Here is an 18,641-nt window from a genome sequence, read left to right as displayed (position 1 = left end):
CGTTCACTCCGCCGTGAACGCGGCCCGCAGCTCCTCCTTCAACGACCGCTGGAACGCGGTCACCAGCGCCTGGAGCACCATCGGCTGCATATGGGCGGACAGCGACTTCATCGCCGCCACGTGCTCGGGGTCCGCCTCCCGCTCCCGGTACGGACCCCACACCTCGTCCCGGAACAGCCGGGTCAGCTCCTGCGCGGCGGAGCGGGAGTGCTCCAGCAGCACCGTGCGGGCGGCCAGGATCGTCTCGTGGGCGATCGGCACGCCGAGCAGCTCCACGCCGAGCCGCAGCAACCCCGGATCCACCCGGTAGCTCCCGTCGACCGGCTCCGCGCGCTCCAGCACACCCATCGCGGCCAGCCTCGCGATGTCCTGCTCGGTCAACTCCCGGCCGGCCCGCCGCTCCAGCTCCGCCCGCGTCGCGTCCTCCGCCGAGTCGGGTGCCCAGGAGGCCACCAGCGCGCGGTGGATCGCCAGGTCGTGCGCGCTCAGGTCCGGCGGCAGCTGTTCCAGATAGCGTTCGATCGCGGCCAGCGTCATGCCCTGGTGCTGGAGCTCCTCGATGAGCGCCAGCCTGGACAGGTGCTCGTGGCCGTAGTGCCCGACGCGTCGCGGGCCGATCACCGGGGGCGGCAGCAGACCCCGGGTGCTGTAGAAACGCACGGTGCGTACCGTGACACCGGCGCGCGCCGCCAGCTCGTCGACGGTGAGCGTCGGCTCCTCGGTGCCGGTCGCCATGTCTGCTCCTCGTGTCCGACCCTGAGGGCGAGCGGCTGTACGCGTGGCCCGCCCCGGTGCAACAGTATTGCTGTCTCACCAGTTATGTGAAAGTGCTCGGCTGTCAGAGGCGGAACCTAGGCTGATGCCATGTCCAAGATCGTGTACGTACAGGGGGATGCGACCGCACCCCATGGCAAGGGCGTCAAGCTGATCGTCCATGTCTGCAACGACCTCGGCGGCTGGGGCAAGGGGTTCGTCCTGGCAGTCTCACGCCGCTGGCCCGAGCCCGAAGCGGCCTACCGCCGCTGGCACCGGGAGCGCGCGGGCAATGACTTCGCCCTCGGCGCGGTGCAGTTCGTGCAGGTGAGCCCGTACATATGGGTGGCGAACACGGTGGGACAGCGGGGGATGCGCACGCGCAGCAACGGGGTTCCGGTGCGCTACGAGGCGATCGACACGGCGCTGGGGGCGGTGGCCGACCGGGCCCGCGAGCTGGGGGCCTCGGTCCACATGCCACGGATCGGCTGCGGGCTCGCGGGCGGGAAGTGGTCCCGGATCGAGCCCCTGATAGAGCAGCGGCTGACCGGCCGGGGCATACCGGTGACGGTGTACGACTTCGACTAGGACAGAACCCGGGGCCTTTCCCGGCTCCTGGGGCCTCGGCCTGCGGAAATCCGCCGGATACCCTGACCCCGGCCGACGGGCGGCAGGAAGCGGGTGGGGCCGGTGACGGGTGCCGAGACGGGGCACGGGGAGCCCGGGTGTCCCGATGCCGCCGCACCGCGCGACCTGGTGGACATGTCCCTGCTGACCCTGCTCGGCCTCGGACCGGACGAGGACGCGGTCTACCGCCTGCTGGTGGACCGTCCCGACAGTGAGCCCGACGCTCTCGCAAGCCCGTTGGACGGCTCGGCGGTGGCGCGTGCGCTCGGCTCGCTCGTCGATCGCGGGCTCGCCAGTGCCGCGCGGCCGGAGCCGGACGGCACCGTCCGGTACCGGGCCGCCTCGCCCGTGCTCGCGCTCGGGCCGCTCCTCGAAGCCCGCCGGGCCGCGCTGCACCGGGTCGAGTCGCTGGTGGGAGACCTCACCGAGCGCCACCGCGCCGCACAGTCGCACGCGTCGGGAGCGCCGGTGGAGGTGCTGTCCGGTCCGGCGGCGATCCGGCGACGCCTGCTGAGCATGCAGCGCCAGGCCAGGACCGAGGTGTGCACCCTGGTTCCGGCCAGGCATGTGCCCGCGGTGCTCAGCTTCGAGGACAACCACGAAGAGGTGGACTCCGAGATGATGGACCGCGGCGTGACCGTGCGCAGTGTCGTCGAACGCGAATGGCTGGAGCAGCCGGCGACCGCGGCCGTGCTGGCCTCCTGCGTCGCCCAGGGCCAGCACATATCCGTCACGGACCGGCTGCCGATCAAGCTCGCCATCGTCGACCGCCGGGTCGCCCTGCTGCCTCTGTACCCGGAGCGCGAGGCGGAACCGGTGGCGCTCGTCGTGCACCGGACGGGTCTGCTCACCGCTCTGGTCTCGCTCTTCGAGGAGCACTTCGCGAAGGGCTGGCGACTGAGCGTCTCCGGTACGGAGGAGGAACACGAGGCCCCGGTCGCCGTGATCGACCGGCAGATCGTGGCTCTCCTCCACGTCGGCCTGACCGACGCGGCCATAGCCCGTCAGCTGGGCATGGGTCATCGCACCGTCCAGCGGAGACTGCACGCGCTGATGGACGAGGTGGGCGCGGCCACCCGCTTCCAGTTGGGCTGGTACGCCGCCCGAGCCGGGTGGCTGCCCGACATCGCGGACAACTCCGGTGCCCAGAAAGGCAGCTGAGGCGTAATTACGCCACGGCACTTTCACGCCAGCATCATCTCTTGTTCATCCAACCCCCCATGGCGAACGATCAGCACGTCAACGCCTGAGCCCCTGTGGTTCAGGCGCAGGTGTGTGATGGGGAGGTCCCGTGAGACGAACGAGTGTGCTGCGGATGCTGGCGACCGGAGTGGTCGCCGCCGCGACCGGCGCGACGTTGCTGGCCGCACCCGCCTGGGCGGACGACACCGCCACGGCGCAGCCGACAGAGCCGGTGGCCGTCGCCCCGGCGATGACCCAGGGGCTGGACCGGACCGCCCGGCAGGGCACGCCTGCCGAGGCGGCCCGCGCCCACATCAAGGACCACAAGGGCACGTACAAGGTCCCGGTCTCCGACCTGAAGACGCTGCGGACCACCAAGGAGGGCAAGCAGTCCTCGGTGCGCTTCCAGCAGAAGCACGACGGTGTGCCGGTCTTCGGCGCCGAGTACGCGGTGCAGACCGAGGCGGCCGACGGCGGCCAGCAGGTCATCTCCGCGACCGGCACGCTCTACACCGACCTCACGGTCTCCACCACGCCGAAGGTGAGCGAAGCCACCGCGAAGCAGCGGATGTTCACGCTCGACCGCGGCCTGTCCGGCGTGCTGGGCGCGAAGACCGAGGCGCACGGCCTGTCCGTACTGCCCGACGCCCACGGCGGCAGGCTCGCCTGGCACTTCACGGTCACCGGCGGCAGGGCGAACGGCACCCCGGTGCGCCAGGAGGTGTACGTCGACGCGCGGGTGGGCGGCATCGCGCTCTCGTACAACAACATCGACGCGGCGGACGCGTCGCCCGCACAGGGGACGGGCGTACGCGTCGACGGCAGCGAGGCGAAGCTGGACGTCAACAAGGAGACGGACGGTTCGTACACGCTCGTCGACTCGACGCGCACCATGTACCCGCAGACCGGTGGCCAGATACGCACCTACGACGCGCAGCGCAAGGAATACACGCTCGTCGCCGGCGGCCCGGTCACCGACGACATCCCGCTGAGCACCTCGGCGAGCGACCGCTTCGACGGCGCGAACACCTCCTCGGGCGCGGTCGACGCCCACCTGAACGCGGCCAAGGTCTACGAGTTCTACAAGAACCGGATCGGCCGCGACAGCATCGACGGCAAGGGCGGCACGATCCACTCCGTCGTCAACGTCGCCGCGAACGGCAAGGACTACGCCAACGCCTTCTGGGACGGCTCCAAGATGGTCTACGGCCACATGGACGGAGTGCCGCTCTCCGTTGGCCTGGACGTCGTCGGCCACGAGATGACGCATGGCGTCACCGAGCACTCCGCCGGGCTCGTCTACCTCAACCAGTCGGGCGCGCTCAACGAGGCGATATCCGACTACTTCGGCAACGCCATGGAGACCGCAGACAAGGGAGTCGCGATGAGCGACCCGAAGTCCGGCCTCATCGGGGAGTACCTCTGCAACGGCACGAAGCCGCTGGAGGAGTGCGCCCTGCGCGACCTGAACGACGGGCGCAACGCGCAGAAGGACTACGAGCCCATCACGCTCGACATCGACAACGGCGGGGTGCACTACAACTCCACCATCGTCGGCGGCGCGCTGTGGGACATCCGCAAGAACCTCGACACCGAGCTGGCGGACCGCATCATCTACCGCTCCGCGCAGAACTACCTCACGCCGCTGTCCGGCTTTACCGACATGCGCAATGCGGTGACCCTGGCCGCCAAGTCCCTGAAGGTCTCCAAGGCCGACCTCGCCACCATCGGCAAGGCCTTCGACGACCACGGCATCGAGGCCGGCTGGGAGCGCAAGGGCGGCACGCACGACGGCACCACCATCGGCGCCGACGTCCTGCCCGCCTACGAGCTCTACAGCGGAGTCGACGAGCAGGCGGCCCAGATCAACGGCGACGTCTATGCGATCAGCCACGGCGACGCCATCGCCTGGGACCAGGGCAGCGCCGCCTTCGGCATCACCGTGGGCCGTTTCGGCAAGAAGCCGGTGCACGAGGTGGCCCAGAAGGACGCCTATCTGCTCGACCCCTCCCTGGACGACGACCGCATCGTCTTCACCCGGATCACCGCCGACGGCATCGGCATCTACCGGACCGGCTCGAAGGGCCAGGGCGCGATCAAGAAGCTGGTCGACCTGCCGGGCGCGGACGAGACCGAGCCGGTGACCGACAACGGCGCGCTCGCCTACATCAGCACCACCCCCGACGGCGAGCAGGACGTCATGCTCCGCAAGGCCGACGGAACGACGGTCAACGTGACCCCGGAGGCCGGCACCAAGGCCGCCCGGCTCGCGATGAAGCACGGCAGGATCGCCTGGGCCGGAGTCGACGGCACCTGGGTCACCGTCTACGACATCGCCAAGGGCACCACGCAGACCAAGCGCATCTCCGGCTTCCTCTTCAACTACGTCTCGGACATCCAGATCACCTCGGACCGGGTGTTCTGGCGGGAGACGAACGGCTTCCTGGTTCCGTCCTCGAAGTTCGCGTCGGCTCCGCTCGACGACCTGTCCAAGGCAGCGACGCTGCGGTACCCGTCGAGCACCTACCTCGCCCAGTTCTCGGTCAACGACGAGTACTTCGCCTACTCCACGTACGACTTCTGGGGCGCGCTCGGCTCGTGGAGCGGACCGACCAAGGTGAAGGTCGCCAGGACCGCCGACGTGGTCGCGGGCATCGACAGCTTCAGCCGTGTCTCCTGCTCCTCCGGCTCCCAGCTGGCCCCGTCCCTCGGTGACGGCCAGCGCGTCGCCTGGCTGGACACGACCGCGGCGGCCACCGACGTGGTGACCCGGGGGACGTTCGCCGGCACCTGCGAGTAGCACCCGCCGCACCACCGCATCGAAGGCAGGGGTGCCCACCGGACTCGGATGGGTGCCCCGTCCTCGTCGATACAGAGATACAGAGATACAGAGATACAGAGATGCAGAGATACGGGGTGGGTCACTCCGTATCGACTTCTATGGTGGGGTGGACGCGGAGAAACGGGAGAGGGCCCATGACGGCACGGAGCACCGACGAGACACGGCTGGCCCTGGCGCTCAGTGCGACGCCGCCCTCCGACGCGCTGAGCGAGCAGATCCTGGACGCCGCCCGCGAGCAGTTCACGACCTTCGGGCTGCGCCGCTCCACGGTCGACGACGTCGCCAAGCGCGCCAGGGTCTCGCGGGTGACCGTGTACCGGCGGATCGGCAACAAGGACAGCCTCGTCTCCGCCTGTCTGCTGCGTGAGTACCGCCGCTTCGTCGTGGAGGTGGACGACGCCGTGGCCGCGCTGCCGACGACGGAGGACCGGCTCGTCGAGGGCTTCGCCGCCGTTCTCCGGCACATACGCGAACATCCGCTCATCGGCGGTCTGCTGAGGCTGGAGCCCGAGACGATGCTGCCGTTCCTGACCCTGGAGAGCGGACCTGCTTTCCTCGCCATCCGCGAGTACCTGGCCGACCGGCTGCGGGACGCCCGGCGCGCGGAGGGCCGGCCGGCGTGCGATCCGGCCCCGGTCGCCGAACTGATGGTGCGGATCACCGTCTCCTTCCTTCTCAACCCCGTCAGCTGTTTCGAGCTGGACGACGACACCCAGGTGCGGGAGTTCGCCCGCCGCTATCTGGTGCCGCTGCTCGCTGCCGGGTAGCGCCCCCGGCGCTGCCTTCCGTCTCGTCGGGCAGGGGCTCCAGGGGGCGGTTGCGGGCCCAGTGCGGTCCGAGGTCGTCGAGCCGCCAGCCGAAGGGGTACGAACGGGGCTGCGGGCGCGCGGGAAACCTGCGTGGCCGGGCCGGCAGCCCGCGGACACAGCGCGCGCGCAGGCGCAGGGCGGCCGACGCCGAGGCCCGCACCCACTGCGGCTGTGGCCGGAAGCCCAGCGCCGCCAGCAGCGGATCGTCCAGCAGCCCGAGCGCGAATCTCGCCACCAGGGGCCGCAACGGACGCGGGTACCAGCTCGCGATCACGCGGAACGTGGCGTTCGCGACCCGCCGGTTCGCCGGGTCGTACGCGAACATCCGCTCCTCGTAGGAGTCGAGGAGCCGCTCGAACCCCTCGTACGTGTCGGGCACGCCCTCGATGCCCATCATCGCCGCCGTCTTGCGGCCCGCCTCCACCAGGGCCTGGACCTCCTGGGTGCACAGGGGGCGCCAGCCGAACCGGTCGATCCAGCGCTTCGGCCCCACGACCGTGGTCGCGAGAACATAGCGGAAGTCGTCGTTCGGGATCTTGTACTTGCCGTGGATCCGGTTGAGGTGACGCGCGGCAGCGCGCCCGCGCTCCGAGTCGAAGCCGTCGGCGGCCATCTCGTACCCGATCAGCACCGTGTCGTCGTACCGCTTCTGCCCGGCCCGTTCGAACTCCTGGGTCCGGTCCAGGAGCAGGGAGATCCGGGGCACGCCGTAGTCCCGGAGAAAGGCGACACTCACCCCCTGCCGGTAGTCCCAGGGGAACTCGTACTGGGAGATCAGCCGAAGGATCTCGGCGTAGTCGCGCGCCGGATCCATCCGGCGTATCTCGTGCAGGCGGCTGTATCGGCCCATGGTGCGCCCTCCTGTCCGGGTACCGACTCCCTGCGGGGCCGCTCCTGTGGGTTGTCGCTGAGCGGCTGGCCAACTCGCTTTGCATGCAAGGGATGTGACGGACCATCCAGCTCGGGAGTCAAAGTTACAAATACTATCGACTTGTTTCATGAGTCCCGTCAACACCGTCGACGGCCGCGCATGCGGCGGGCTGCCGCGGGGGGCCGGTGCGCATGACTTCCCGGGCGCTCGCATACTGGGTCATACAGGGGACCGGGCGCCGAGCCGTGCGCCCGCCGACCGTCGGGAGCACCGTATGACCAGCGAACCGGCCAGGGGCGCCGAACCCGTACCGCCGCCGCCCGGCGGTGTGCTCTGGAGCCTCTCCGGCGATGTCCGGGCCCTGCTGATGCTGCCCGCCGCGCTCACCCTCCAGGTGGCCCATCCGGCGGTCGGCGCCGGGGTCGACGAACACTCCGTCTTCCGCACGGACCCCTGGGGGCGGGGCGAGAGGTCCCTGCGCTCGCTCCAGCTCTGGGTCTACGGGGGCGAGGCGGCGGCCGAGGAGGGGCGCAGACTGCGCGCCCTGCACCGCACCATCCAGGGCACCGACACCCGGGGGCGGCGCTACCACGCGCTGTCGCCAGCCAACTACGCGTGGGTGCACGCCACGGGCTTCCCGGTCTACCAGCACGCCGCCCGCTATCTCGTCCGGCCGCTCACCCCGGCACAGGAACGCGCCCTGTACCGGGAATGGCTCCAGGTCGGCCGGGTCCTCGGCATCCACGACCGGGACATGCCGCAGACGATTGAGGAGTTCTGGCCGTACTACCGGAAGGTGCTCGCCGACGAGATAGGGGCGACCGCGGTCGTCGAGGACCTGGTCGCCATCGACCGCCCCGTCCCGCCGCCGGACCGCGGACCGCTGCCGCTCAGGCTGCTGCTGAGGGCGCTGTGGCCGGTACTGTTCCCGCCGTTGGCCCGGTTCCGGCGCTTCGTCACCATCGGGCTGATGCCGCCCGACGCACGCGAGGCCATCGGGCTGGAGTGGACGGACCGGCAGGAGCGCAGACTGCGGCGCTTCAGCGGGGTGGTGCGGCGCGTGGTGCCCGTGCTCCCCGAGCGGCTGCGCTATCTCCCGTACGCGCGCAGGGCACGGGCGGCCCAGCGTGAGATCACGCGGAGGCCCGGCGCACCAGCTCGGTCGGTGTGATCACCGACTCCTGCTCGTCGCCACCGGCCTCGCCGTCGAGCCGGCTCATCAGCATCCGCACCATCAACCGGCCCATGCCCTCGACATCCTGACGGACCGTCGTCAGCGGCGGCTCGGTGACCTCGGCTATCGACACCATGTCGTCGAAGCCGACCAGGGCCACCTCGTCCGGCACGCTGCGACCGCGCTCGCGCAGCACCCGCAGGGCGCCCGAGGCCATCAGGTCGTTGGCGGCGAAGACCGCGTCCAGGCCGGGGTGGCGATCGAGCAGTTCTGCCATCGCCCGCGCACCGCCCTCGACGGTGAAGTCGCCCGCCACGACCAGCGTCGGATCATTTTCGGGCAGCACGTCGCGGTAGCCGTCCACCCGGTCCAGGGCCGAGGTCTGGTCGGGCGGTCCGGCGATGTGCGCGATCCGCCGCCGCCCCAGGGCGACGAGATGGCGTACGGCCGCGGCCGCGCCGCCCCGGTTGTCGCAGTCGACGTACGGGACGGCCAGTTCGGACGCGGCGCCCGGCAGGCCCGGACGGCCGCCGTACACGGTGGGCACCCGGAACCTGCGGATGATCGCGGGGAGTTCGTCGTCGGTGTGCAGCGAGAAGGCCAGCACGCCGTCCACGTGGCCACCGGCCAGATAGCGGGCGACCCGGTCGAAGTCCCCGCTTCCCTCCACCAGGAGCAGGACCAACTGGGAGTCGTGCGCCGTCAGTTCGCGGCTGATGCCACGGATCTGCTGGGAGAAGAACGGGTCGGAGAAGATCCGGAACTCCGGCTCGTCGATGATCACGGCGACCGCGCCGTTGCGCCGGGTGACCAGGGTCCGGGCCGCGTGGTTCGGTACGTAGCCGAGCTCCTCGACCGCCTTGCGCACCCGGTCCGCCAGCGGCTTGCGCACCCCGGCTCCTCCGTTCACCACCCGGGAGACCGTCGCCCGGGAGACCCCGGAACGGGTTGCCACCGCTTCCAGGGTGGGGCGGGCATCGTGGGCGGGGTCGTGGGACGGACCGGGCAAGGGACGCTCCTCGTACACGCGGAATCGGGCCAAAAACGGCCTGGGCCGGCCGGACAGCACCGACGCCATCAGCCTAACCGGCGCCGCCGGCCCGCCGCCGGGGGCACCGCCGCCCCACGTGGAGGAGGAGGGGCGACGGCGTCCGGACCCGGTCCGCGTACCGGTCAGCGGTGGTCGTGCACGGAGTTCGTCGCCGCGATCTTCTTCCAGGAGGCGGGCCGGGCCGGCTGCCCGGCGGCGTGCAGTGCGTGCGCGCCGGCCGCCGCCGGGGCCCCGGGCCGCTCCGCGCGGAACAGCCAGGCGTCGATGAGGGCGGCGAGCGGCTTGCCCGAGACCCGCTCCGCATACGTCACGAAGTCGCTCACGCTCGCGTTGCCGTGCGCGTGCTCGGCGGGCCAGCCCTTCAGCAGCGCGAAGAACGTCTCGTCGCCCAGCTCGTTGCGCAGCGCCTGGAGCGCCATCGCGCCCCGGTCGTAGACAGCCGCGTCGAACTGGTTGTCGGGGCCCGGGTCGCCCGGCTTCACCGTCCAGAAGGGGTCGTCGGCCGGGTGCAGGGCGTAGGTGTAGTCCGCCAGTTCCTGCGCGGTGCCCTCGCCCTCCTTCTCCGACCACAGCCACTGGCTGTAGCGGGCGAAGCCCTCGTTGATCCAGATGTCCTTCCAGCCCTTGAGGGACACACTGTCGCCGTACCACTGGTGCGCCAGCTCATGGACGACGACCGAGACATTGGCGCCGTTGGCGAACTGCTTCGGGCTGTAGAACGGCCTGGTCTGGGTCTCCAGGGCGAAGCCGCTCGTCACATTGGGGGAGTAGCCGCCGAGCGCGTCGAAGGGGTACGGCCCGAAGACGCCGGTCAGCCACTCGGCGACCTCGGCGGTCCGCTCGATGCTGGCGCGGGCCGCACCGGCGTTGGCGCCCAGGTCCTTGCTGTACGCGTTGACGACCGGCAGCCCGTCCGACGTGGTGTCCGTGGTGATGTCGAACTTCCCGACCGCCAGCGTCGTCAGATACGTCGCCTGCGGCTGCGCGGAGCGCCAGTTGAAGCGGGTCCAGCCGAGCCTCGAACTCTGCGACTGGAGCGTGCCGTTGCTGATCGCCTGGGTGCCGTCCGGGACGGAGACCGAGATGTCGTACGTCGCCTTGTCCAGCGGGTGGTCGTTGCCGGGGAACCACCACGCGGCCGACTCCGGCTCCTGGGCGGCCACCGCGCCGTCCGGGGTGCGGACCCAGGACGTCCAGCCGTTGATCTTCACCTCGGACGGCTTCCCGGCGTACCGCACGACCACCGAGACGGCCCTGCCCTTCGCCAGCGGGGCCGCCGGGGTGATCTCCAGCTCCTGCTCGCCGTTCCTCACATGGCCGGCCTTCTTGCCGTTGACCCGCACCTCGGAGACGTCCAGCCCGAAGTCCAGGTTGAACCGGGAGAGTTCCTGGGTGGTCGTGGCGAGGATGGTCGCCGTGCCCTCCAGCAGATCGGTCGCGGGCTGGTACTTCAGCCGCAGGTCGTAGTGGGACACGTCGTAGCCGCCGTTGCCACTGGCCGGGTAGTAGGGGTCGCCGATGCCCGGGGCGCCCACGGTGTCTTCGGCGGCCGAGGCCGGGATCGCCAGCAGCAGGGAGGCCGCGATCGCGCTCGGGACGATGAATCTGCGGTGCACGGAATGCTCCAAGTCGTCGGGGCGAATGATCTTTCGAACCGTCACGTCGACACTATTCAGCGACTGCCGCAACAGTCGTGTCCATGGCCGCAGCTGTCACACGATCGCCATTCGGCCGCCACCCAGGCCCGTCGGGTTTGCGCCGTGATCGTGCCATTCGTGTCGCTGATCGCCCTCTGTCGCGGTGGAGTTGACCGGGGTACCTTCCGCCCATGCCGATTCGTGCGCGAGGCCCCCGTTCGAGTTACCGATCGCTGGTCGTGGCGGCCGTCGCCGCCCTGATGGCCGTACTGCTCTCACCGGCGGGCGCCCAGGGCGCGAGCCCCGGGAAGGCCCGGCCACCGGAGAGCAGGCCCGTCTACTCGTACGGGGACGCCGTCCGCGAATCGGTCTGGGTCGACACCGGACTGGACGGCGACGGGGACGGGCGCTCCGACCGCGTCGCCGCCGACATCGTCCGGCCGCGCGAACCCGCCCGGCAGGGCCGGAAGATCCCCGTGATCATGGACGCCAGCCCGTACTACTCCTGCTGCGGGCGCGGCAACGAGAGCCAGCTCAAGACGTACGACGCCGACGGCCGGCCCGTACAGTTCCCGCTCCACTACGACAACTACTTCGTGCCGCGCGGATATGCCTTCGTCGCCGTCGATCTGGCCGGAACCAGCCGGTCCGACGGCTGTGTGGACGTCGGAGGCCGCTCGGACGTGCAGTCCGCCAAGGCCGTCATCGACTGGCTGAACGGCCGGGCCCGCGGCTACACCACCCGCACCGGCTCCGCCCGCGCCACGGCCGGCTGGTCCGACGGCCGCACCGGGATGATCGGCAAGAGCTACGACGGCACCGTCGCCAATGGCGTTGCGGCGACCGGCGTCGAAGGACTGCGGACCATCGTGCCGATCGGCGCCATCTCCTCCTGGTACGACTACTACTTCGCGCAGGGCGCACCCCTCTACGGCAGCGGCCCAGACTGGCTCTCCGGCTACGTGGAGAGCCCCGAGGCGCGCGACCGCTGCGCCGCCGTCCAGCAGCGGCTCGTCGACGGCGCCCCGCGCACCGGCGACTGGACGGGCCTGTGGACCGGGCGCGACTACGTGAAGGACGCCCGCAAGGTGCGCGCCAGCGTCTTCGCCGTACATGGCATGCAGGATCTCAACGTCCGTACCAAGCACCTCGGACAGTGGTGGGACGCGCTCGCGGACCGGGGTGTGGAGCGCAAGATCTGGCTCTCCCAGACCGGACACGTCGACCCGTTCGACTTCCGGCGCGCCGAATGGGTCGACACGCTGCACCGCTGGTTCGACCACTACCTGCTCGGCTACGACAACGGCATCGACCGTGAGCCGATGGCCGACATCGAACGCCACCCCGACCAGTGGTCCACCGACCGGGTCTGGCCGCCCCGTACCACCCACGCCACCACCGTGCGCCCCGGCACCGGGAGCGCGCCGGGCGTCGGCACCCTGGCCCTGAAGCCCGCCCGCCCCGGCGCCACCGAGACGTTCACCGACGATCCGGCGCAGAGCGAGACGCAGTGGGCCGCGGACCTGGACCGGACCACCGGAGCCAAGGCCGGCTTCCGCACCGCGCCGCTCACCACCGACCTGCGGCTCTCCGGCTCCTCCAGGGTCACCCTCACCGCCACCCCGACCACGACGACCGCCCATCTCTCCGCGGTCCTCGTGGACATCGGCCCCGACACCATCCGCGACTACGGCTCCTCCGGCGAGGGCATCACCACCCTCACCGAACGCAGCTGCTGGGGCGCGAGCACCGCGGGGGACAGCTCCTGCTTCAAGGAGACCGGGGCGAGCACCGCCACCGTCGACCGGACCGTGGTCAGCCGCGGCTGGGCCGACCTCGGCACCTACGCCGACGCGCGCAAGGGCCGCCCCCTCACTCCCGGCAGGGCCGTCACCCTCACCCTCGACCTGGCCGCCACCGACCATGTCGTCCCGGCCGGGCACCGCCTCGCCCTGATCGTCGCCGGCACCGACCGGGACCTCATCGACCCGCCGGACTCCACCCCCACCCTCACCCTCGATCTGGCCCGCACCTTCGCGAAGCTGCCCTTCGTCGGCGGCACCGGTGCCTTCGTCCGCGCCACCACGGGCTCCGCGGCCGTACCGGACGGCCCCGGGACCGCCGGTGTCCAGGGCGTCACGCCGCAGCGTCCGGCCGCCCGCGTCCCGGGCGGCGGCCACGCCTAGCGCCTCGTCGGGCCGCGGAACCCCGGGACCGGTGCGCGGGCCGGTACCGCTTGTTGGTCCCGGGAGGTGAGCGCTGCGTGTGGTACTGCCTACGGAGAGCGAAATCATTGCTTCCGTGAAAGGTGCCATCCGTGTCGCAGGACGAACAGAGAACGGGCGGCCGGGGTGAACTGTCGGTGACGGCGGACCTCCCCGGCGACCCGGCCCAGAACCGGCACCCCACGACGGACCGGGTGGTGTTCGGTGTCACCGCCGTCCTCACCCTCGCCTTCGTGGTCTGGGGAGCCACCGCCACCGACACGCTGGAGGACATTTCCAGTGCCATGCTCAACGGGCTGATCCACAACGGTGGTTGGGCCTTCATGCTCGCCGCGTCCGGCTTCGTGGTCTTCGCCCTCTGGCTCGCCGTCAGCCGCTACGGCAAGATCGCTCTCGGCCAGGAGGGCGAGGAGCCCGAGTTCCGGACCGTGTCCTGGGTCGCCATGATGTTCAGCGCCGGCATGGGCATCGGCCTGATGTTCTACGGAGTGAGCGAGCCGCTCGCGCACTTCACCAGCCCGCCGCCCGGCACCCACCCCGCCGACGCCTCCGAGGCGATGCAGACGGCGATGGCCACCACCCTCTTCCACTGGACGCTCCACCCCTGGGCGATCTACGCCGTGGTCGGTCTGGCCATCGCGTACAGCACCTTCCGGCGCCGCCGCAGGCAGACGATCAGCGCCGTCTTCGAACCGCTCATCGGAGCCAGGCACGCCCACGGCGGTCTCGGGCGGCTGATCGACATCCTCGCCATCTTCGCCACCCTCTTCGGCTCCGCCGCCTCCCTGGGCCTCGGCGCCCTCCAGATCGGCAGCGGCTTCCATGAACTGCACTGGAAGGAGGAGACCGGCACCGGACTGCTGGTGCTGATCATCGCCGTGCTGACCGTGGCCTTCGTCGCCTCGGCGATCTCCGGTGTGGAGAAGGGCATCCAGTGGCTCTCCAACACCAACATGGTGCTCGCCCTGGTCCTCGCCGTCTTCGTCTTCATCGCCGGGCCCACCATCATCGTGCTCGACCTGCTGCCCACCTCGATCGCCGCCTACTTCGGCAATCTGGCCCAGCTCGCCGGACGCACCGAGGCGACCGGCAAGGGCGACGTGGCCGAGTGGCTCGGCAACTGGACCGTCTTCTACTGGGCCTGGTGGATCTCCTGGACGCCCTTCGTCGGCATGTTCATCGCCCGGATCAGCCGCGGCCGCACGATCCGCCAGTTCATCGGCGGCGTCATCCTGGTGCCCAGCACCGTCAGCCTGGTGTGGTTCGCCATCTTCGGCGGTACGGCGATCAACCTCCAGGAGGCGGGCAAGCTCGGCAACGCCGTCACCCAGGAGGCACAGCTCTTCGGCGTGCTCCAGCAGTTCCCGATCGCCACGGCGATGAGCCTGGTGGTGATGATCCTGGTCGGCATCTTCTTCGTCTCGGGCGCCGACGCCGCCTCCATCGTGATGGGCACGCTCTCCCAGAAGGGCATCCTCGAACCAGCGAAGTGGGTCGTCATCTTCTGGGGCGTGGTCACCGGGGCGGTGGCCGCGATCATGCTGCTCATCGGCAACGGCAAGGGCGACGCGCTCGCCGGACTCCAGAACCTCACGATCCTGGTCGCCGCGCCGTTCACCGTCGTCATGATCGGCATGTGCGTGGCGCTGATGCGGGACCTGCGCCAGGACCCGCTGATCGTCCGGCGCGAATTCGGTGTGGAAGCCGTCGAATCCGCAGTGATCGAGGGGCACGCGAAGTACGCCGGTGACTTCGAGATCCGGATCGGTCCGGGCGGCAGCCAGGTCACCACCGGGCTCCACGAGGGCCACGGACCCGACCCCGGCCCGACCGGCCGGGCGACCCCGCCGCGCGACGGCTGAGGGCACCCGCCGCCCGGCCGGAACGCGACCGGCCGGGCGGTCCGGCCCCCCGGCGCCGATTAGGATCGACACCCTGATGACTGCCACCCTCGTCGCCAAGGACCTCGCCGCCGGACACGGCGACCGCACACTCTTCGCCGGACTCGACCTCGTCGTCGCGCCCGGTGATGTGATCGGTCTCGTCGGAGTCAACGGCGCCGGTAAATCTTCCCTGCTCCGGCTCCTCGCCGGACTCGACCGGCCGGAGGAGGGCGAGCTGCGGCTCTCCCCGCCCACCGCCACCGTCGGCCACCTCCCGCAGGAGCCGGAACGGCGGGCCGGAGAGACGGTGCGGGAATTCCTGGCCCGCCGCACCGGAGTCGCCGAGGCCCAGGCCGCGATGGACGCCGCCACACAGGGCCTCGTCGACGGGGCACCGGGTGCGGACGACGCGTACTCCGAGACACTGGAGCGCTGGCTGGCCCTCGGCGGCGCGGACCTGGACGAGCGTGCCGACGAGGTCGCCGCCGAGCTGGGACTGACCGTCGGCCTCGACCTGCCGATGACCGCGCTCTCCGGCGGTCAGGCCGCCCGCGCGGGTCTGGCCTCCCTGCTGCTCTCCCGCTACGACGTCTTCCTGCTCGACGAGCCCACCAACGACCTCGACCTGGACGGCCTGGAGCGGCTGGAACGCTACGTCTCCGGGCTCCGCGCGGGCACCGTGGTCATCAGCCACGACCGCGAATTCCTGATGCGCACGGTCACCAAGGTCCTCGAACTGGACCTCGCCCAGCAGCAGATCAATCTGTACGGCGGCGGCTACGCGGCCTATCTGGAGGAGCGTGAGCGCGCCCGCAGGCACGCCCGCGAGGAGTTCGAGGAGTACGCCGACAAGCGCTCCGCCCTCGAAGGGCGCGCCCAGATGCAGCGCTCCTGGATGGACAAGGGCGTCAGGAACGCCCGCCGCAAGGCCACCGACTCCGACAAGATCGGCCGCAAGCTCCGCAGCGAGTCGAGCGAGAAGCAGGCCGCGAAGGCCCGGCAGACCCAGCGCATGATCGAACGGCTCGATGTCGTCGAGGAACCGCGCAAGGAATGGGAACTGCGGATGGAGATCGCCGCGGCTCCCCGCTCCGGTTCGGTCGTGGCCACCCTGCGCGAAGCGCAGGCCGTACGCGGGGACTTCGCCTTCGGTCCGGCGTCGCTGCAGATCGACTGGGCGGACCGGGTCGCCATCACCGGCGCCAACGGAGCGGGCAAGTCCACCCTGCTCGCCGCGCTGCTCGGCCGCCTCCCGCTGGACTCCGGCCATGCGACGCTCGGCTCGGGCGTGGTGGTCGGCGAGGTCGACCAGGCACGCAAGCTCTTCCACGGCCCGGAGTCGCTGCTGGAGGCGTTCTGCGCCGCCGTGCCCGACACCGAACCGGCCGAAGTGCGCACCCTGCTCGCCAAGTTCGGCCTCCGGGCCGACCATGTGATGCGCCCCGCCACGACCCTCTCCCCGGGCGAACGCACCCGGGCGGCGCTCGCCCTGCTCCAGGGCCGGGGCGTCAACCTCCTGGTGCTCGACGAGCCCACGAACCACCTCGATCTGCCCGCGATCGAGCAGCTGGAATCGGCGCTCGACTCGTACACCGGAACGCTGCTGCTGGTCACGCACGACCGGCGCATGCTGGAGGCGGTACGCACGACCAGGCGGGTCGAGGTGGCGGCGGGACGGGTCACGGAGCTCTGAGCCCCGCTCCGGGCCGTCGGCGGCGGCCCGGAGCCCGGCAGCTCGGACCATCCATCACCCCTTCTGGTATCCCAAAGGGGTCGCACTTCCCGATTCTGTACCTTCGGCAGCCGGGGCGTTCGCCGCAATACGTGCATACCGCTCGGCGGTGGCGGAATTTGGTATGCCAAGTGCTAGTGTCGGCTCCGCCAAGGACCGCCGTCCGGCCGGAACGGCCCCGACACCGCATCCGCAGGAGGCCCCTGTGCGTACCCGCTGGCGCGCCACCCACATCCTCGCCCACCGCGACGGCGGCCACGCGTTGCTGCGCGACGGCGAGATCGTGTGGGACGGAGACAGGATCGCGTACGTCGGCACGCGCTACGACGGACCGGTGGACGCGGAGCTGGACCTCGGCGAGGCGCTGGTGATGCCGGGGCTGATCGACCTGGACGCCCTCACCGACATCGACCATCTCGTCCTGGACTCCTGGGCGCCGCCGGAGACCGGCGGCGGACTCCTCTGGTCGCGGGAGCACTTCACCGACCGGCGGCACGACGTCTTCACACCGGCGGAACGGGCCACCGTACGCGAGTACGCGCTCGTCCAGCTCGCACTGCACGGCATCACCACCTACATGCCCATCGCTTCGGAGATCCACAGCGCCTGGGCGGAGCCGTACGACGAACTCGTCGACATGGCACGGACGTCCAGGCGGATCGGCCTGCGGGGCTATCTGGGGCCGCCTACCGCTCCGGCGTCAACGTGACCCTGCCCGACGGCAGCCGGGGCGTCGAGTTCGACGAGGACCTCGGCCGCGACGGGCTCCGGGACGCCGAACGCTTCCTCGATCACACGGCCGCACTGGCCGACCCGCTGGTCAACGGCGTGCTGCTGCCGTGCCGCATCGAGACGCTCACCGAGGCGCTCATGCGGGAGACCGCCGCGATCGCGCGCCGCCGCGACGTCCTCGTACGGCTCCACTGCCTCCAGGGCCTGCACGAACGGAACCTGGTGCGGGAGCTGCACGGCACCACCCCCTTGCGGCTGCTCGAACGCACCGGGCTGCTGGACACCCGGCTCCTCGTCCCGCACGGAATCGTGATCGACCGGCCCCCGTGGTGCACGGCGAGGACCGCGGCGACCTGGCGACGCTCGCGGCGGCGGACGTCTCGGTCATCCACTGCCCGCAGACCTCACTGCGCTACGGCCAGGTGCTGCACTCCTTCGACGCCCACCGACGGGCCGGCGTCAACCTCTGCCTGGGCACCGACTCCTTCCCGCCGGACCTGATCCGGGGCATGGACCTCGGCGTCCACCTCGCCAAGGTCGTCGACGGGCGCCCGGACGCGGCACCGGCCGAACGCTACGTAGAGGCGGCCACCCTCGGCGGCGCCCGCGCACTGGGCCGCACCGACCTCGGACGGCTGGAACCGGGCGCACAGGCGGACCTGGTCGCGTTCCGGCTCGACGACATCCGCGACGGCGTCCAGGACGACCCACGGCCGGCAGCACCAGACGGCGCAGGTGCTCCAGCGGATCCGCGCTGAACGGCACGAATCCGGAGGCCGCGAAGACGGGCATGGCGATGGCGAAGGCCAGCACCAGCACGATCCCGAGCCAGAAGGAGGGCACCGACATGCCGAGCAGGGCGATGCCGTTGGCCAGCCACTCCTCCGGCTCGCCGCGCCGCACGGCCGCCAGCACCCCGGCGCCGATGCCGACGACCACGGCCATCAGCAGGGACAGCGCGGCCAGTTCGAGGGTGATCGGCAGTGCCTGGGTGATGGAGTCCAGCACCGGGAGTCCGGTACGGGCCGAGGTGCCGAAGTCTCCGGTGGCCGCGTTGCTGACGTAACGCCAGTCCACTGCACCGCGATGTTGTCGTTGAGCCCGTACTCCTCGCGGATCGCGG

The 18,641-nt window shown here is 70.9% G+C and carries 16 protein-coding genes; 11 read left to right on the top strand and 5 right to left on the bottom strand.

The features are described 5' to 3' along the window. Positions 1–3: 3 nt before the first annotated feature. A complete protein-coding gene (locus ACFVH0_RS02230; protein WP_385817548.1) occupies positions 4–735 on the bottom strand; it encodes a MerR family transcriptional regulator in 732 nt (243 codons plus the stop codon). A 129-nt stretch (positions 736–864) separates the two neighbouring features. Here ACFVH0_RS02230 and ACFVH0_RS02225 point away from each other — a divergent pair, with 129 nt between their 5' ends. The 4 genes from ACFVH0_RS02225 to ACFVH0_RS02210 all read left to right on the top strand — a co-directional run bounded on the left by ACFVH0_RS02225 (position 865) and on the right by ACFVH0_RS02210 (position 6,171). Further along, positions 865–1,341 carry a macro domain-containing protein gene (locus tag ACFVH0_RS02225; protein ID WP_385817547.1) on the top strand — a complete coding sequence of 159 codons (477 nt, stop codon included), beginning with the start codon at positions 865–867 and terminating at the stop codon, positions 1,339–1,341. Between the two features lie 102 nt (positions 1,342–1,443). Further along, complete coding sequence (locus ACFVH0_RS02220) at positions 1,444–2,541, top strand: helix-turn-helix transcriptional regulator (protein WP_385817546.1); 1,098 nt, start codon at positions 1,444–1,446, stop codon at positions 2,539–2,541. Positions 2,542–2,671: 130 nt separating this feature from the next. Next, complete coding sequence (locus tag ACFVH0_RS02215; protein WP_385817545.1) at positions 2,672–5,362, top strand: M4 family metallopeptidase; 2,691 nt, start codon at positions 2,672–2,674, stop codon at positions 5,360–5,362. 176 nt (positions 5,363–5,538) lie between these two features. Then, entirely contained in the window at positions 5,539–6,171 is a 633-nt protein-coding gene (locus ACFVH0_RS02210) for a TetR/AcrR family transcriptional regulator (RefSeq protein WP_385817543.1), read from the top strand. Here ACFVH0_RS02210 and ACFVH0_RS02205 read toward each other — a convergent pair. Beyond that, positions 6,089–7,063, bottom strand: coding sequence for an oxygenase MpaB family protein (locus ACFVH0_RS02205; protein ID WP_385817542.1), 975 nt, complete (start codon positions 7,061–7,063; stop codon positions 6,089–6,091). The genes ACFVH0_RS02210 and ACFVH0_RS02205 overlap by 83 nt on opposite strands. A gap of 295 nt (positions 7,064–7,358) precedes the next feature. Here ACFVH0_RS02205 and ACFVH0_RS02200 point away from each other — a divergent pair, with 295 nt between their 5' ends. Continuing rightward, a complete protein-coding gene (locus ACFVH0_RS02200; protein ID WP_385817541.1) occupies positions 7,359–8,255 on the top strand; it encodes an oxygenase MpaB family protein in 897 nt (298 codons plus the stop codon). Here the strand turns inward: ACFVH0_RS02200 and ACFVH0_RS02195 are convergent. Next, positions 8,218–9,267 (bottom strand): LacI family DNA-binding transcriptional regulator, encoded by a 1,050-nt coding sequence (locus ACFVH0_RS02195; RefSeq protein WP_385817540.1) that lies wholly within the window; start codon positions 9,265–9,267, stop codon positions 8,218–8,220. The genes ACFVH0_RS02200 and ACFVH0_RS02195 overlap by 38 nt on opposite strands. 164 nt (positions 9,268–9,431) lie before the next feature. Beyond that, positions 9,432–10,925: a M1 family metallopeptidase gene (locus ACFVH0_RS02190; RefSeq protein WP_385817539.1), complete on the bottom strand. Its 1,494-nt coding sequence runs from the start codon at positions 10,923–10,925 to the stop codon at positions 9,432–9,434. Between the two features lie 212 nt (positions 10,926–11,137). On the opposite strand from ACFVH0_RS02190, the gene ACFVH0_RS02185 reads away from it, so the two are divergent. From ACFVH0_RS02185 to ACFVH0_RS02170, 4 genes are all read left to right on the top strand, one after another. Next, a complete protein-coding gene (locus ACFVH0_RS02185; RefSeq protein ID WP_385817538.1) occupies positions 11,138–13,132 on the top strand; it encodes a Xaa-Pro dipeptidyl-peptidase in 1,995 nt (664 codons plus the stop codon). 131 nt (positions 13,133–13,263) lie between these two features. Further along, positions 13,264–15,033, top strand: coding sequence for a BCCT family transporter (locus ACFVH0_RS02180; RefSeq protein WP_385817537.1), 1,770 nt, complete (start codon positions 13,264–13,266; stop codon positions 15,031–15,033). A 76-nt stretch (positions 15,034–15,109) separates the two neighbouring features. Further along, positions 15,110–16,747 carry an ABC-F family ATP-binding cassette domain-containing protein gene (locus ACFVH0_RS02175; protein WP_385817536.1) on the top strand — a complete coding sequence of 546 codons (1,638 nt, stop codon included), beginning with the start codon at positions 15,110–15,112 and terminating at the stop codon, positions 16,745–16,747. A 244-nt stretch (positions 16,748–16,991) separates the two neighbouring features. Further along, complete coding sequence (locus ACFVH0_RS02170) at positions 16,992–17,495, top strand: hypothetical protein (protein WP_385817535.1); 504 nt, start codon at positions 16,992–16,994, stop codon at positions 17,493–17,495. Here ACFVH0_RS02170 and ACFVH0_RS02165 read toward each other — a convergent pair. Beyond that, on the bottom strand, positions 17,459–17,821 hold the full coding sequence (locus ACFVH0_RS02165) for a hypothetical protein (protein WP_385817534.1): 363 nt from the start codon (positions 17,819–17,821) through the stop codon (positions 17,459–17,461). The genes ACFVH0_RS02170 and ACFVH0_RS02165 overlap by 37 nt on opposite strands. A 23-nt stretch (positions 17,822–17,844) precedes the next feature. On the opposite strand from ACFVH0_RS02165, the gene ACFVH0_RS02160 reads away from it, so the two are divergent. Further along, a complete protein-coding gene (locus tag ACFVH0_RS02160; RefSeq protein ID WP_385817533.1) occupies positions 17,845–18,276 on the top strand; it encodes an amidohydrolase family protein in 432 nt (143 codons plus the stop codon). Between the two features lie 32 nt (positions 18,277–18,308). Beyond that, positions 18,309–18,584, top strand: coding sequence for a hypothetical protein (locus tag ACFVH0_RS02155; RefSeq protein ID WP_385817800.1), 276 nt, complete (start codon positions 18,309–18,311; stop codon positions 18,582–18,584). Positions 18,585–18,641 lie beyond the last annotated feature (57 nt).

Source organism: Streptomyces sp. NPDC127117, assembly GCF_042677325.1.
Classification (GTDB): Bacteria; Actinomycetota; Actinomycetes; order Streptomycetales; family Streptomycetaceae; genus Streptomyces.
This window is presented reverse-complemented; position numbering and strand designations above follow the sequence as displayed.

Bases quoted from the DNA above. Each gene is read 5' to 3' on its own strand.
- ACFVH0_RS02230 (WP_385817548.1), bottom strand. From the start codon at position 735: ATGGCGACCGGCACCGAGGAGCCGACGCTCACCGTCGACGAGCTGGCG.
- ACFVH0_RS02225 (WP_385817547.1), top strand. From the start codon at position 865: ATGTCCAAGATCGTGTACGTACAGGGGGATGCGACCGCACCCCATGGC.
- ACFVH0_RS02210 (WP_385817543.1), top strand. From the start codon at position 5,539: ATGACGGCACGGAGCACCGACGAGACACGGCTGGCCCTGGCGCTCAGT.
- ACFVH0_RS02205 (WP_385817542.1), bottom strand. From the start codon at position 7,063: ATGGGCCGATACAGCCGCCTGCACGAGATACGCCGGATGGATCCGGCG.
- ACFVH0_RS02200 (WP_385817541.1), top strand. From the start codon at position 7,359: ATGACCAGCGAACCGGCCAGGGGCGCCGAACCCGTACCGCCGCCGCCC.
- ACFVH0_RS02185 (WP_385817538.1), top strand. From the start codon at position 11,138: ATGCCGATTCGTGCGCGAGGCCCCCGTTCGAGTTACCGATCGCTGGTC.
- ACFVH0_RS02175 (WP_385817536.1), top strand. From the start codon at position 15,110: ATGACTGCCACCCTCGTCGCCAAGGACCTCGCCGCCGGACACGGCGAC.
- ACFVH0_RS02155 (WP_385817800.1), top strand. From the start codon at position 18,309: ATGGCGATGGCGAAGGCCAGCACCAGCACGATCCCGAGCCAGAAGGAG.